This is a genomic window from Candidatus Amarolinea aalborgensis, from assembly GCF_900491745.1.
GTDB classification, from domain to species: Bacteria; Chloroflexota; Anaerolineae; order SSC4; family Amarolineaceae; genus Amarolinea; species Amarolinea aalborgensis.
In genome coordinates, this window is sequence record NZ_UETR01000001.1 from 472,848 (window position 1) to 485,972 (window position 13,125).

The following is a 13,125-nucleotide window of genomic DNA, read 5'->3' on the forward strand; positions in this document are numbered from 1 at the left end:
AAATGGCTGGATGGACTCGAGGAGACGTGGAAGTGAAAACCTATTCGCCAAAAGCATCAGAAGTTCAACGAGATTGGTACGTGGTAGACGCTGCTGGAAAGAACCTGGGGCGACTGGCAACTCAGATCGCCGTCATTCTGCATGGTAAGCACAAGCCAACGTATACACCCCACATGGACATGGGCGATTTTGTCATCGTCCTGAACGCGGACAAAATTCAGGTCACGGGCCGCAAGCTTGACCAGAAATTCTACTATCGCCACTCCATGTACCATGGTGGTTTCAAGCAGGTTTCCCTTCGTGACCAGATGTCGAATCACCCAGATCGTGTGATCGAGGCGGCGGTGCGAGGGATGCTGCCCAGCACGAAGCTGGGGCGGCATATGATCAAGAAGATGAAAGTTTACGCTGGCAGCGAACACCCGCACCAGGCTCAACAGCCCAAGGTGTTGGAACTGTAACCGCGCCGAACAGTCGAGGAGAAGAACGTATGGCAACAGTTCGCTATTACGAGGGCGTTGGGCGCCGCAAGACTTCCACCGCGCGGGTGCGTCTCTATCCGGGCACCGGCAGCATCGTCGTCAACGATCGCGCCCTGGAAGATTACTTCCCACGTGAGACCGATCGCATCAAGCTGCTGCGGCCGCTCAATGTGACCGAGGCGCAGGCGCAGTACAACGTCTCAGTCCATGTGGCTGGCGGCGGCACCACCGGACAAACCGGCGCGGTCATCATGGGCGTTGCTCGCGCTCTCGTGGAAGCCGATGAGACGCTCAAGACCGTTTTGCGCAAGAATGGCTTCCTGACGCGTGACGCCCGCGCCGTGGAACGTAAGAAGCCTGGTCTGACGAAGGCCCGCCGCGCGAAGCAGTACACCAAGCGTTAGTTTGACTGCCGAGAAACCCTTGAATTGTCTCTGGCAGCCAGCCAGCGCCTAACTCAGGCTTGACCGGCGTCAATCTGCAGATCCATCGCCCCGACTCAACGTAAAGCGTGCCAGAAACCTGGCGCGCTTTACGTGTTTATGCCGGGCTGTGACCTGCCTGCGCTGCGGCGCGTGCGTTCGAGCTCACCGAGGAGGATGACATGCACGACCTCTTGGCCCTGTACGACAGGGAGATGCGGATCAATATCGAATACCCCGGCGTACGCAGGGAAAGCTTCCCGCAGTTGGTGCGCTTCATTCGGCCTGCGCCCGGCATGAACTTCATCGCGTTCAGCCGCCTCGACGAAGCGGGCATGGATGAGATCATCCAACAACAGATCGCCGACCTGGCTCCTATGCCGCAGCCATTTTCGTGGCACGTTTACGAACATGATCAGCCGGCCAGCCTCCAGAACCGGCTGGCGGCGCACGGTTTTGCGCCGGATGATGAGCCAGATGCGGTGATGGCGCTGGCAGCCCAGGAAGCTCAGCCTGGCCCGCGCGCGCCCATCATGGCCGAGGTGCGCCGACTTGAGCACCGTGATCAACTCGACGATGTGATCTTGGTTGAACAGTACGTACTCGGCGGGAATTTCGGCTGGATCAAGGGCCGACTGGGCGACCATTTGGACATTCCCGGCTATCTCAGTGTGTATGTTGCCTACGTCGAAGGCCAACCTGCCTCTGTGGGTTGGGTGTACTTCAATCCCCATAGTCAGTTTGCCAGCCTCTTTGGCGCGGCGACACGAAGGGAGTATCGCAAGCGCGGCTTGTACTCCGCGCTGCTGGCCGCGCGCGTCCAGGAGGCGATTGGCCGGGGTTACGCATTTGTCACCACGGGGGCCAGTCCCATGAGTCAGCCGATTCTGACGCAGAACGGTTTTCGGTTGCTCACCCATGCTTATGCGCATGAATGGAAGGGAAAGGGCTTTCTCACGGGCATGGACACAACCATCGAACGGGAGCCGGATCGCGCCTGAACAAGGCGCCAGGCCCCACACCAGGTTTATGCGCTGGGAAAGGCGCGCAAATAGGCCTGGATGATCGTATCCCAGAGCTGGTTGGCTTCCTCGTCAATCGTCTGGCGTGACTCGTCCTCTTCAAACCAGGCAATCGCGCGGCGCACGCCCTCTTGCCAGGGAACCGTGGCGACAAAGTCAGGCACGAAGCGCTTGATTTTGCTGTTGTCGAAGACCACGCTGCGCGCCTTGTCTCCCAACAAGCTGCCGTGGGCGTGCGGCCAGTAGGCGGCGATCAGGTCGGATGGAATGTGCACAATGTCAGGCTCCAGGCCGATCGCGTGGCCGGCCTGGATGGCGAGTTGATCCCAGGTCAGCACTTCGTCCGACGTGATGTGGAAGGCGTGGCCGACGGCCTGTTCACGGCCGAGCAGGCCCACGAAACCTTTGGCAAAATCGCCATTCCAGGTCACAACCCACAGCGACGTACCGTCGCCAGGCACGATGATTTTTTGCCCGCGGCGCATGCGATCCATCACGGTCCACGGGTGCTGCCAACTGCCCAGGCAGAGCGGAATCTGCGTCGGGCCGTAGGTGAGCGAGGGCCGCACGATGGTAACCGGGAAGCCTTCGTCTCGATAGGCGGCCAGCAGGCGATCCTCGCAGGCGATCTTGTTGCGTGAGTAGTCCCAGAAGGGGTTAGCCAGCGGCGTATCTTCGGTAATCAGGTAGTGACCCGGCGGTTTTTGGTAGGCGCTGGCCGAGCTGATGAAGACGAACTGCCGCGTCTTGCCGCGGAACAGGTCAATATCCTGCTCGATGTCGCCGGCCGTGAACGCAACCCAATCCACCACGGCGTCGAAGAAATGTCCTGCCAGCAGCTGCGCGGCCGCGTCCGGCGCCTGGCGCACGTCGCCCTGGCAGTGGATCACCCCCGCGGGCAGCGCGTACTTGGACGAAGCGCCCCGGTTGATCACGAACAATTCAATGCCTCGTTCTACCGCCAACGCGGCGCAGGCCGAGCTAATCAGGCCCGTGCCGCCGATGAACAACACTTTCATCCGATGCCTCATTTTCTGCCTCCTTGATTCGATGGACGAACCCTGGCGAACCCATTGAGTGTATCATCACCGCAGGAGGGCGTCAAAGGCTGATGCCCTCATTGTTCTATCAACACGCTTGTGAGCGCGGGCCGTTTGTGGTAAAATCGGCGCGCCTGTGCACCAGCCAATTCAAGTGGGACGGTAGGGATATTGCAACGCAGTAATACAGACTGGATTCGAGGGCTATGCGGCGCCGAAGGCGCGGATGCGCAGCGCCTGGCCCACGAGGACCTCGCCAATTATCTGTACGTGGTTGCGTACAACTATCTGCGGCTGCGCCAGGACAGCCTGCCCAGCCTGACCGCCTTCGCCCCAGAAGAACTTGCGGCGTTGGCGCAGGATTTCGTGCAGGAAACGCTGGAGAAGCTGGCGCGCAACCAATTCGCCCTGCTGGATCAGTTTCGTCGCGAGGGCCGTTTCACCTCATGGGCGGCTCAGATCATCCGCAATCAGGCGGCGATGGAATTGCGCCGGCCCTATTGGACGCGACGCCTCGACCTGCCGCACGAGCAGGAGGAGGGGGATCGGCTGACGGCCGCGGCCCCCCGGACGCCAGCGGCTGCCGCGACCAAGGCCGATCCTGAACATGCTGCGCAGCGCGCCCAGGTGACGAGCATCGTGGAGGCGTGCCTGGAGCACCTGCCCGCCCGCTGCCGCCTGGCGATTGTCGGCTGTATTGCGGAAGAAAGCCGCGCCGAATCTGTGGCGCAGACGCTCAACACGACGGCCAACGCCATCTACTTGCTGATTGCTCGCGGCAAGCGCCAGTTGCGCGAGTGTCTGCAGCGCGCTGGGCTGACGCGTGAGGTGCTGCGGCTTTTCGATGCCGCCTGAGACGTATGTGAGACAGAAATCAGGCGCTTCGTGCATCTATTTGTATTGATTGCGCATGAAGAAAAAGGCCGTTATGTTGAGAACCAAGAGAGTTCTGGAAGCGCTGTTTGAGGAAGATCCACTGCCGGAGGCTTGCCAGGCCTGTGAGACCGATCTTGCCCTGTTTGTGGATGCCGAGTTGAACGGTCAACCGGCTGCCAGGCTGTTCCCGGCCGTGGCTGAGCACCTGGCGACCTGCGCCAGCTGCCAACAAGAGGCCGCGGAGCTGACGCGCCTGCTGGCCGCCGTGCAGGAGGAACGCGCGGTGCAGCCCCCGCGGCCGGCGTCCTTCGATTTCAGCTATCTCCCGCGACCCGCGGCGCCGCAGCCGTGGCATTTCGACAAGCTGGGCCGGTTGGTCATCCAGTTCTCGGCCGATCTGCTGCGCAGCCTCCAAGGCCCTCTGCTGCAGCCTGCGTTTCTGAAGGGCGATGCGGTCAGAGGGTTCGAATTGACGGCTGCCCAGGGACTGGACGATCTACAGGTGACTATCCATGCCGATCCGGAGGCCCAGCAGCCGGGGGTGGTTGACCTGACTGTCAGCGTTGACATCCCAAGCCGCGGCGGCTGGCCAAACCTGGCCGGCGTTGAGGTGATCTGGCGGCAAGGCGATACGACCACGGCGGTCCAGATCACCGATGCGTTTGGACAAGCGTCTTTGCGCGGAGTTCCCCAGGCAGCCCTGGCTGAGATTTCGATTACCATTGCGCCGACGCCGTAGACTGGTTGATGCCCGTCATGTCTGCGGGTGCGTCACACGGGCGGTCGCGCGGGGTCATCGCCGATGACGATGAACGGCGCCCAGTAGAACGGATCGGCGAACGGGAATTCGGCGCTGCCGGGCAGCGCGGCCGGCGCAGGGTCAGCCGCCAGACCCTTGGGGTGCGACGCCGCTTCGCCAATGGTCAGGGCGTCCTTTTCTTCGGTCGGCGACGCGGCGAGCAGTTGGATGGCCGTTGCGCGCGGAAGGGTGCGCAGGAAGATCTGCGCCTGCTGCAGCGCGTGCGCAAAACTGGCGCCGGTCGTCACCTCGCGATAGAACTTCTCCATCAGCAGACGCGTAGATCGCTCATCCACCCGCCACAGCGTCGCGATGACCGCCTGAGCGCCGGCCAGGGTGAAGGCTCGCACCAAACCCATCAGTTCATCCCCGCGGCGCACCCGGCTCAAGCCGCTCTCGCACGCGCTGAGGGTCACCAGGTCGCACCCGAGCTGCAGCCCCCGCAGCACGTCGTGCGCGGTGAGCATCTCCGCGGCGCCCAGGTGCAGCCGTGATTGCAAGGGCGCATCGGGGTCGAACTCGCCATGACAGGAGATGTGCAGAAAACGGGCGTCCCGGCCGCGGCGGAACAGCGCGTCGCGTTTGCTGGCCGACCCCGCCAGGGCTTCACCGCCGAGCAAGGCCGCAATGCTGCGCGCTTCATCTTCGGCAAAATGCAGACGCTGCGCGTCGTTGCCATTGAAGCCCAAGGCCAGGCAGGTCAACGACGCGTCGGACTGCGTGCGCGTGCGAGGCAGTTGAGGACGCCCAAAGAGCGCGGTGGCGCTCGGCCCGTAGATCAGCTCAGGGCCGTCCGCGCGCAACAACGTTTCGCCATCCGGGGCAATCAGCGCCTGGAAGGGAATCAGGTGCAGCGGCCCGTGGGGAACCAGGTACAATCGGCGTTTGCCGGCCAGCCGACGCGCGGCCGGTCCTACCAGGCGGTCGTAGAGGGCGCGCCGGATGGCCGGCCGCAGAAAGTGACGCTCGGTCACAGCCCTGCGCTGGCGCGGTAGCAGATCATTGGGGGCAAGCCCCACGTCGTGCACGGTGACTTCATCGGTCGTCACCACGAACAGCAGCGTCTTGGGCGACGGCAGCCGACGCACACCCGTTTCCGCCGCTGCGCCCTGCCTGCGGCCATCATCATCGGCCTCGACCAGGCCGCAGGTAAAATACTCAAGCATGGCCGCGTCGGCGGGCAGCGCAGCGCGCACAGCGTCCAACGTGAGCGTGGGCGCTTCCTGGAGGCGAGGCAAATCGGCTGTGCCGGCAGCCAGTTGATCGAGAAACGCGCGTGAACGCGAACTTTCGATCAGGTCGAAAGCCATGGCGACGCGTCCCAATTCGACAGCCAGGAGCGCCGCGAAGGCGTAGGCGTTGGCGACCGTGGCGAAAAAACCGGCGCGAGCTTCGGCGGTCGAGACGCCCAGGCGAATGGCTCGGGCGCGTTCAATGGCGGCGCAGTAGTGGGTCAGGGCTTGTTGAGCGTCGCCCACGGTCTGCGACAGACTGGCGAGGTAGAGGAGCGATTGGAACTCCAGGTAGATGTTCCCGTATTGGCGGTGAATGGCAAGCGCAGCCCGATGCGCTTCTGCGGCCCGGTCGAAATAATCAGGGCCAAGCCGTTCGTACACTTCACCCTGGTTGTTGAGCGAGATGCCGGTGCGGCTGGTGTAGCCAGCTTCCTGGCAGATGTTGAAATGGCGCTGAAACGCGACCAGGGCCTCGCGCCATTGACCGGCCTGGCTGTGCAGCGTTCCCAGGGCATTGTAAAGCGAGGCCTCCATGCTGTTGCGTTCACGTCCAGGCGGCAGCTCAGCCAGCGCGGCGACGGCCTGCTGGCAGTAATCGGTCCCCTCGCGCAGCGCGTCGGCGCCAAACGCGCCGTGCGCATAGCCGGTGCCGCAGGAGATAGCCATATTGATCCAGGCTGAGGCCACGTCGAGCGGTTTGTCCAGCCCAGTCAGGGCCTGCAGCGCGCGCTGGCAGCTGACGATCGAGTCCTGCCAACGATCGAGATGGTGATAGGTGACGCCAAGCGCCAGCCAGGCCCGCGCCTCCAGCAGGGGGGCGCGCGGGCGGTTGGCCGCCAGGGCAGCCTGAAACAGCCGCTCGCCCTCCCCCCAATCGTGCTCACGCTCGTTGGCGAGAATGCCGGCAAAGAGCAGCCGCCACGGTTCGTAGCTGGCATCCGTGACTGCGCAGGCGCTCAGCGTGGCCAGGATAGATTCACACGCGGCCAGGCGCCCTTGCTGCGATTCCGTGGTATCGTTGTAAGCCCGGTAGAATGCCTCTACCAGATCAGGTGAACAGGCTGGTTGGTTCATGACGAGATTGATTTTCGCCAGAAATGCTAGGACTGCAAATCTTGAGGAGGATGTGCAAGATGCCGATCAATGATCCGCCGTATGGAGGCCGCATCGAGGTCAGAAAGAACGGTTCGGTTTTGTGGCAGGTGGCCGCGCGCGAGTTTGGGAAAGATCGAGATACGGACGGCACCCTGGAGTATGCCATTCGCATGGTGGATGCCAGCCGCAACATGGTGACGTCGCGCGACGGCAAGTGCCTGGTGACCGTCTCTGAGTCTGCGCTGGCCGGAGCGCCAACGCAAGCCGGAGATGGGCAGGCCTGGAAGTTCCTGATTGTATCCGGCTATGATGCACCAGGCACGCCGTATGATGGGGTGATCGTGGGCAGTTCCTACTACATCACTGGCGCGCAGTACGATCCGACGGCGGCAGGGCCGCACGGGCATGTCAACCTGCCATGTTATCAACTTACGCTGCGCTATGACGACTATGATCTGCAGCGGGCTGGGCTGCCGCTCGATCTGGAGCCGCGGGAACTGCGCCTGGTCTATGAGAATTGGATTTCGCTGCGCGCCGTGCTGGAGGCGCTCGAACAACAGGCCGCGCGGCCGCAAGGTGAAGAGAGCTCGTCAGGCAACCGGCTGCATCGTCAACGGGAGCGTTTGGGAGCCAATGAGGCGCAGATGGCTGCCCTTTTGAAGGCCTGGGGATTGCCCGGCAGCGATCTCAATGTCTTGCTCAAATGGGCCGGCGCCGGCAAGCTGTTCGAGGAGCAGGGGATTCACTGGGACCTGGCGCATGTTCTGGAGCAGTTGATTCTGGTGTCGCTGAAAGTGAACGCCAGCAATGCGAAGGACCTGGACGTTTGGTTCTCGCGTTGGCTGCCGGTGGCAAAACGCGTCGAGCAGTCTGAGCGGTCGCTGGATTTTCGCATGGTGAGTGTGCCCATCGTCGAGGCGGAGGAGATACCGACGCCCAAAAATGGCTCGCGTATCGTGACGGCCAAAGGACTGATGCAGGCCGGCACCTTTGCGCTGATGTACTACAAGAAATCAGGGGAGCAAGACGAGTATGAACACGGTGAGGCGCCGGCTGGATGACGTCAGGCGCCGTACACCGCAAGTTGACCGCTCTCCTTCTCCCCCATCCGATGGGGGAGAAGGAGGCTGTCAGCGCTACCGGCTTGAGGACAACAGGGCGGGGCAAGAAGTGCAGGTGAAGCGCCCGCTAATGGCTGCGTGCGCTGCGGCGCACGAGAATCAGGCCAGTCACGGCGACGAGAAGCGCCCAGGGCCACAGATTGAGGGCTGTGCGTGGGGTAGCGGGGCCTTCCAGGGTGGTCAACTGCACGGCCGTCGGTTGGCATCCGCTCGCCCCAACCAGCAGGTATTGATTGGTGTCAATGCGAGTGAAGAGGCCGTTGACGGCGGCGATGCCGCCGCTGGCGTAGATGCGGCCGGCCGCGTAGGCGTTGACCATGCCGGCGGTTGCCGCCGCCATCGAGTCCACGTAGGCCCACGTGTTGGTGGTCGGGTTGTAACGTTCGGTGGTTGCCAGGCTGTTGAAGGTTGCGCCTAAACTGTCGGCGCCGCCATAGACGTAGATGTAGACGCCATCGGTGGCGATCCCCGGTGATACACGCCCCTCTTGCATGGGCGCCAGTGAAGCCCAGGTATTGGCGGCCGGGTCGTAGACCTCGAATGTGGTCAAGCCATTGTAATCGGGATCCACGGCTTGCGCGCCGCCCGCGACGTAGATCTTGCCGTTGAGGGTGACGGCGACGTTGTTTTCACGCGCGGTCGGCATGGGCGCGCGCAGCGCCCAGGTGTTGGCGGCGATGCTGTATTCGTAGTTTGTCGTGTTGGAATCGGCGTCGCCGTCGTCGCCGCCAATCACGTAGATCTTGCCATTAGCGGTCGCCTGCGCCGCGGTGCCGATGCCCAATTCGCCCACGGGGATAGGCGCTCCCTCCGACCAGCTATTGCTCAGCGAATCGTAGATGAGGGTGGAGGTAACGGCATACAGGGGGGTCGAAGAATCGGCGTAGCCGCCCACGACATAGATGCGCGAGCCGGATGCGCTGGGCTGAATCCCGTAAACGCCCACCGGCATGGGTGCGCGTGGGGTCCAAACATCCGTGACGGGGTTGTACAGATCTACATTGGGCACGGCCACGCCGCCAGGCAGGTTGCCGCCGATCGCGTAAAAGGTGCAGTTGTCCACCGATGCGCCTCCCATCAGCCAGCCGGCCGTCGGCGCCGGTGTGCCGATGCCCCAGGCCTGTGGAACCGCCTCCCGTGGGCCGAGTGGAGCCGCCGGGGGCAGGCCGGGATGCGCCGCCGCCGGCAGAATTCCCACCAGCAATAACAAGATCGTCAACCAACTGACGGTCATCCAACGTGTTCTTGTCGCCATTCCATATTCCTCCTTCAGGTGCGAACAGTTTTTGGTCTGAAAGACCGATTTCATTCTATGGGGGACGCTTGTAGGGCTTCTTCCTAACCACGGTGCGCCGATAACGCTCATGCAGGCTTTTTGCGCCGCCTGCGTGCTGACAGTTGACACAGATGCACGGTCGCGCCGGAATCTGTCACGCGGTTAGGCGCCACAAGCGAGCGATTGAAATCGCGCCTGATGGGCGTACCGCCGGGCGTCCACCGTCGTGGGCGCGATGCCGGTCGGCGAGGGCCGACGGCTCGACTGAGCTCGCCGAAGTCCTGGCGGCGGAACGCCCTTTCGGCCCGAATTCATGCGGCGGCTGCAGTCGGCGCACGATGCCTGAGCAGACCACCGGCCTCAGGCAAATCTCCAGCGGCCGTTCATGGCCGGCAGTCAGGGAGAGCTCGCCCTTTTTGTCAAACTTGACAGGTTCGGTATCTTGTTTTAACCTTCCTCATAACTTACCTCAAGCAACGTTCTCGGCCGGCCTGCACACTTGGTTCAGGCCTCTGCTCTGCACCTCATGCGCTGAACGCATGACGCCCCAGGAGGTTCACCATGATGCACATCAAGGACTTTCCTCGTCCTCCTGATGACAATGGCCGCGGGCTGCACTGGTCCGCCCGCGTCTACCACCCGACGAATCAACCTGCGCAAGGCCCAGGCGATGCCAACGCAGACGAAAAGTACGCCATGTCCGCACGCGTGTACCGATCCCCAGACAACGCCCTCACACGCGGTTTGGGCGAACCGGAAGCTGTCAACTGGACGGCGACGCTCTACACGCCGACCGCCGGCGAACTGGACCATTGGATCAATGAACTGCAGGCCATGCACATCAAGTGGGTCAAGCTGATGGACGATGGCGGCGGTTCCTCGCTGCTGATCTGCCAACGCATGCTGCAAGCGGGCATCATGCCCATCGTGCGCCTGTTCAAGGAGCGCCCCAACCCGCGTGGCATCGGCGGCCGTGAGTTTGAGACGATCAGCCGCCTGGTAGCGGTGGGCGTGCGTTATTTCGAGACGAACAATGAGCCAGATTTGTCCGCGGAATGGGAAAACAACGTCATGCCGGCCAACTGGCTTGACATCGTGGTGGATAACTTCATCCGCGATGCCGATCAAATCTTGGGCCGCGGCGGTCTGCCGGCTGTCCCTGCCATGGGACCCGGCAGCCAGGACAACCCTATTTCCAAAATCGTCGCTCGTGGGCGGCGTGACCTGTTCGAGCGCGGCGCCTGGGTCGCCATTCACAACTACACCCTCAACCACCCGCTCGATTACCCCTACGATGCCGTCAGCCAGTTAGGCGCGCCGCTCAGCCAGGCCGAGTACGATCGCTATGGCGCCTGGTCATGGGATTTTCGCCCGCGCGAGTCGGCCAACCCGGAAGATCAGACGATCAACCGCCTGCGCCGCGAGAGCAAGCGGCCTGGCGCCACCATTTTTCAGGACCCCAACTGCTTCCGCGGGTACGAAGCGGCGGGAAAAATGATCTTCGATGCCCTGGGTTACTATGTGCCGGTCATCAGCACGGAGGGCGGCCCCGTGGTTGGCTGGGGCGATGACAAACGGTACAACAAAATCATCCCCAGCCAGCAGATGGAAATGCAGCAAGAGATCGTGCGCCAGATGCAGAACAACGAGGTGCCTGATTGGTACTTCGCCATGTGCACCTGGCTGATTGCCTCGCGCCCGTTAGGCGATTTCACGCCCGCCTGGGAAACGATGAGCTGGTACACCAACTGGTGGGACCAGCAGTTTGGCTTGAACGGCCGCTTGCCCATCGTGGACGCGCTCAAGGCGCTGCCCTCGGCGGCACGGGTGTGGCCGGCCAACGTCCCGCAAACCGCGCGTCTGCAGGGCCGCCTGCTGCTGAACAACGGCCAGGCGGCGGGCGCCGTGCGTCTCCGCCTGCAGGCCGCCGGCCACGCGCCGCTCTTGGCCACTGCATCATCCGGCGGCGTGTTCAGCCTGGATGGCCTGGCCGCTGCGACGTACACCCTCAGCGTGGTGGATGGCCCCGGCATTGCCAGCGCCATTACGCTGGCGACCGGCGAACAGAAGGCGCTCTCCGTGACGCTGCCTGCCAACGGCGCGGTTTCGGCCATTCTGGGCCAGGTGCTACGTAACGACAAGCCACAGCCTGGCGAGGCGGTCAGCCTGTTGGAGGTGAGCGAGGGCGCGGCGCACGTCATCGCCAGCCAGACCGTGTTGGGGCAAGGGCGCTTTAGCTTTGGCCGGCTCCCCCCCGGCCTGTACCAGGTTCGGGCAGGAACGACCACCTCGGCCGCGGTGACGCTTGACGGCTGGAGCACGGCCGCAGTCAACCTGCCGTTGCCCGCGCCGCCCGAGTTCCGCTACCGGGTGACAAGCGCCCAGGCGTCGTCTGGCAGCCCGCGCCGCATCATGGGCCGCGTGTTGGATGCGCAAGGCAATGGCCTGAACGGCATCAAGATGCAGATGTCCTGGCCGAATCCGGAGCCGGACACGCAATTTCCCGAAACCCTCACTGGGCGCGACCCGTTCAAGCCCGCTGGTTTCTACGAATTCTTGGCGTCGGCCGGTCAGTTCCAGGTCAAAGTGATCCAGCCCGACTGGGCCAGCGACGTGAGCGCGCCGCTGGCCACGAATGCGCTGCCCGGCCAGGCGGGGGATTCATTCTTCTGGGACGTGACCTTCCAACTGCAGCGGGTGATTCGCAATCAAAGCATCGTGCGCGGCCGCATTACCAACCCACCATCGAACGGGGTGATCGTGCTCAGCGGCAACGCCTTGCCCGCTGGCCCGCAGCGCCAAAGCCTGCCTGCCAGCGGCAATTTCGAGTTCCGAGATTTGCCAGCCGGCGCCGACTACGAGTTGGCGGTTGAGAACATCGCACGCCTGGGCGCGGCGTTTGCGCTGGATGGCGCCAACACCGTCGAGCGCAGCATGTCTCTCACGGGCGTGTTGACCGGTCAGGCGCTTGGACTGGCCACCGGCGCGTCGGTCGAGTTGGCGCGCGTGAGTCCGCTGGCGTGGCGTCGCACGACAGCCGCGGGCGCGGACGGCCGCTACCGCTTCGACGGCCTGCCGCCCGGCCGCTACCAGGTGAGCGCGGGTGACAAGCGCAGCGCCGACATTGTGCTGGCCGAAGGCCAGACGCTGGAGGCGCCTTTGCTGGTTCTGCACCCGCCGGCGCTGCCGCTGCCGCCAGCGCAAAGCGCCATCCACGGGTCAGTGCAGCACGCAAGCGGCGCGCCGGCCGCGGCGGTCCACGTCGAGCTGCACCGCGATGAACGCACGGATCAACAGACCACCAGCGACAGCGCCGGCGGCTTTGAGTTCCGCGATCTCAAAGCCGGCGTCTACAGCGTGCAGCTGCCTGACTACGAAATCTCGGCCACGGTAACGCTGGATGGCCTCAATGCGGCCACGCTGGCGCTGACCGCGCCCGATCCAGAACCGGACTCGGTTCCACTCAATCTGCGCCAATTCGTTCTCCTGGGTCGGGGCAGCGTGGCCCAGACGCCCCTCGTGCAGAATCAACTGCGGCTGCTGGCGCCTTACCTGGCTGCGCATGCCGATGTCGCGGTCGGTTTCGACGCGGCGCTGGCCGCGGCGGCCGAGCGGGTTGTCATTGTTGGCGACGCGACGCTCGTCAGCCAGGCCGTCGAACAAGACCTGCGCGCGGCCGGCTGCGTGGTGCAGCGGGTCGAAGGCGATCTATACGCCCTGGCCGACTGGCTGCAGGCCAATCTGTAGCAGAGAGGTG

The 13,125-nt window shown here is 63.5% G+C and carries 10 protein-coding genes; 7 read left to right on the forward strand and 3 right to left on the reverse strand.

The window, feature by feature from the left end; genetic code table 11:
- Nucleotides 1-32 precede the first annotated feature (32 nt).
- The 3 genes from rplM (at nucleotide 33) to ACPQ6D_RS02005 (ending at nucleotide 1,905) form a co-directional block, all read left to right on the forward strand.
- Nucleotides 33-461, forward strand: a complete 429-nt coding sequence (rplM, locus tag ACPQ6D_RS01995) for a 50S ribosomal protein L13 (protein WP_423222765.1) — start codon at nucleotides 33-35, stop codon at nucleotides 459-461.
- Between the two features lie 29 nt (nucleotides 462-490).
- The gene (gene rpsI / locus ACPQ6D_RS02000; protein WP_423222601.1) at nucleotides 491-886 is read left to right on the forward strand and encodes a 30S ribosomal protein S9; all 396 of its coding nucleotides are present in this window, start codon (nucleotides 491-493) and stop codon (nucleotides 884-886) included.
- A 200-nt stretch (nucleotides 887-1,086) separates the two neighbouring features.
- Nucleotides 1,087-1,905 carry a GNAT family N-acetyltransferase gene (locus ACPQ6D_RS02005; protein WP_423222602.1) on the forward strand — a complete coding sequence of 273 codons (819 nt, stop codon included), beginning with the start codon at nucleotides 1,087-1,089 and terminating at the stop codon, nucleotides 1,903-1,905.
- Between the two features lie 26 nt (nucleotides 1,906-1,931).
- Here ACPQ6D_RS02005 and ACPQ6D_RS02010 read toward each other — a convergent pair whose 3' ends face one another.
- Nucleotides 1,932-2,957 carry an SDR family oxidoreductase gene (locus ACPQ6D_RS02010; RefSeq protein WP_423222603.1) on the reverse strand — a complete coding sequence of 342 codons (1,026 nt, stop codon included), beginning with the start codon at nucleotides 2,955-2,957 and terminating at the stop codon, nucleotides 1,932-1,934.
- 180 nt (nucleotides 2,958-3,137) lie between these two features.
- Between ACPQ6D_RS02010 and ACPQ6D_RS02015 the strand changes: the two genes are divergently transcribed.
- Together ACPQ6D_RS02015 and ACPQ6D_RS02020 are read left to right on the forward strand one after the other, a co-directional pair.
- The gene (locus ACPQ6D_RS02015) at nucleotides 3,138-3,821 is read left to right on the forward strand and encodes an RNA polymerase sigma factor (RefSeq protein WP_423222604.1); all 684 of its coding nucleotides are present in this window, start codon (nucleotides 3,138-3,140) and stop codon (nucleotides 3,819-3,821) included.
- Nucleotides 3,822-3,894: 73 nt separating this feature from the next.
- Nucleotides 3,895-4,581 (forward strand): anti-sigma factor family protein, encoded by a 687-nt coding sequence (locus tag ACPQ6D_RS02020; protein WP_423222605.1) that lies wholly within the window; start codon nucleotides 3,895-3,897, stop codon nucleotides 4,579-4,581.
- Between the two features lie 32 nt (nucleotides 4,582-4,613).
- Here ACPQ6D_RS02020 and ACPQ6D_RS02025 read toward each other — a convergent pair whose 3' ends face one another.
- Nucleotides 4,614-6,950: a CHAT domain-containing protein gene (locus ACPQ6D_RS02025; RefSeq protein ID WP_423222606.1), complete on the reverse strand. Its 2,337-nt coding sequence runs from the start codon at nucleotides 6,948-6,950 to the stop codon at nucleotides 4,614-4,616.
- Nucleotides 6,951-7,009: 59 nt separating this feature from the next.
- Here ACPQ6D_RS02025 and ACPQ6D_RS02030 point away from each other — a divergent pair, with 59 nt between their 5' ends.
- Nucleotides 7,010-8,032 (forward strand): hypothetical protein, encoded by a 1,023-nt coding sequence (locus ACPQ6D_RS02030; RefSeq protein WP_423222607.1) that lies wholly within the window; start codon nucleotides 7,010-7,012, stop codon nucleotides 8,030-8,032.
- 127 nt (nucleotides 8,033-8,159) lie between these two features.
- On the opposite strand, the gene ACPQ6D_RS02035 is transcribed toward ACPQ6D_RS02030, so the two are convergent.
- The gene (locus ACPQ6D_RS02035; RefSeq protein ID WP_423222608.1) at nucleotides 8,160-9,347 is read right to left on the reverse strand and encodes a Kelch repeat-containing protein; all 1,188 of its coding nucleotides are present in this window, start codon (nucleotides 9,345-9,347) and stop codon (nucleotides 8,160-8,162) included.
- A 582-nt stretch (nucleotides 9,348-9,929) separates the two neighbouring features.
- On the opposite strand from ACPQ6D_RS02035, the gene ACPQ6D_RS02040 reads away from it, so the two are divergent.
- Nucleotides 9,930-13,115 (forward strand): carboxypeptidase regulatory-like domain-containing protein, encoded by a 3,186-nt coding sequence (locus ACPQ6D_RS02040; protein ID WP_423222609.1) that lies wholly within the window; start codon nucleotides 9,930-9,932, stop codon nucleotides 13,113-13,115.
- Nucleotides 13,116-13,125: the final 10 nt, after the last annotated feature.

Coding starts and splice junctions, on each gene's coding strand:
- rpsI (WP_423222601.1), top strand. CDS start 491: ATGGCAACAGTTCGCTATTACGAGGGCGTTGGGCGCCGCAAGACTTCC.
- ACPQ6D_RS02005 (WP_423222602.1), top strand. CDS start 1,087: ATGCACGACCTCTTGGCCCTGTACGACAGGGAGATGCGGATCAATATC.
- ACPQ6D_RS02010 (WP_423222603.1), bottom strand. CDS start 2,957: ATGAGGCATCGGATGAAAGTGTTGTTCATCGGCGGCACGGGCCTGATT.
- ACPQ6D_RS02020 (WP_423222605.1), top strand. CDS start 3,895: ATGTTGAGAACCAAGAGAGTTCTGGAAGCGCTGTTTGAGGAAGATCCA.
- ACPQ6D_RS02025 (WP_423222606.1), bottom strand. CDS start 6,950: ATGAACCAACCAGCCTGTTCACCTGATCTGGTAGAGGCATTCTACCGG.
- ACPQ6D_RS02030 (WP_423222607.1), top strand. CDS start 7,010: ATGCCGATCAATGATCCGCCGTATGGAGGCCGCATCGAGGTCAGAAAG.
- ACPQ6D_RS02035 (WP_423222608.1), bottom strand. CDS start 9,347: ATGGCGACAAGAACACGTTGGATGACCGTCAGTTGGTTGACGATCTTG.
- ACPQ6D_RS02040 (WP_423222609.1), top strand. CDS start 9,930: ATGATGCACATCAAGGACTTTCCTCGTCCTCCTGATGACAATGGCCGC.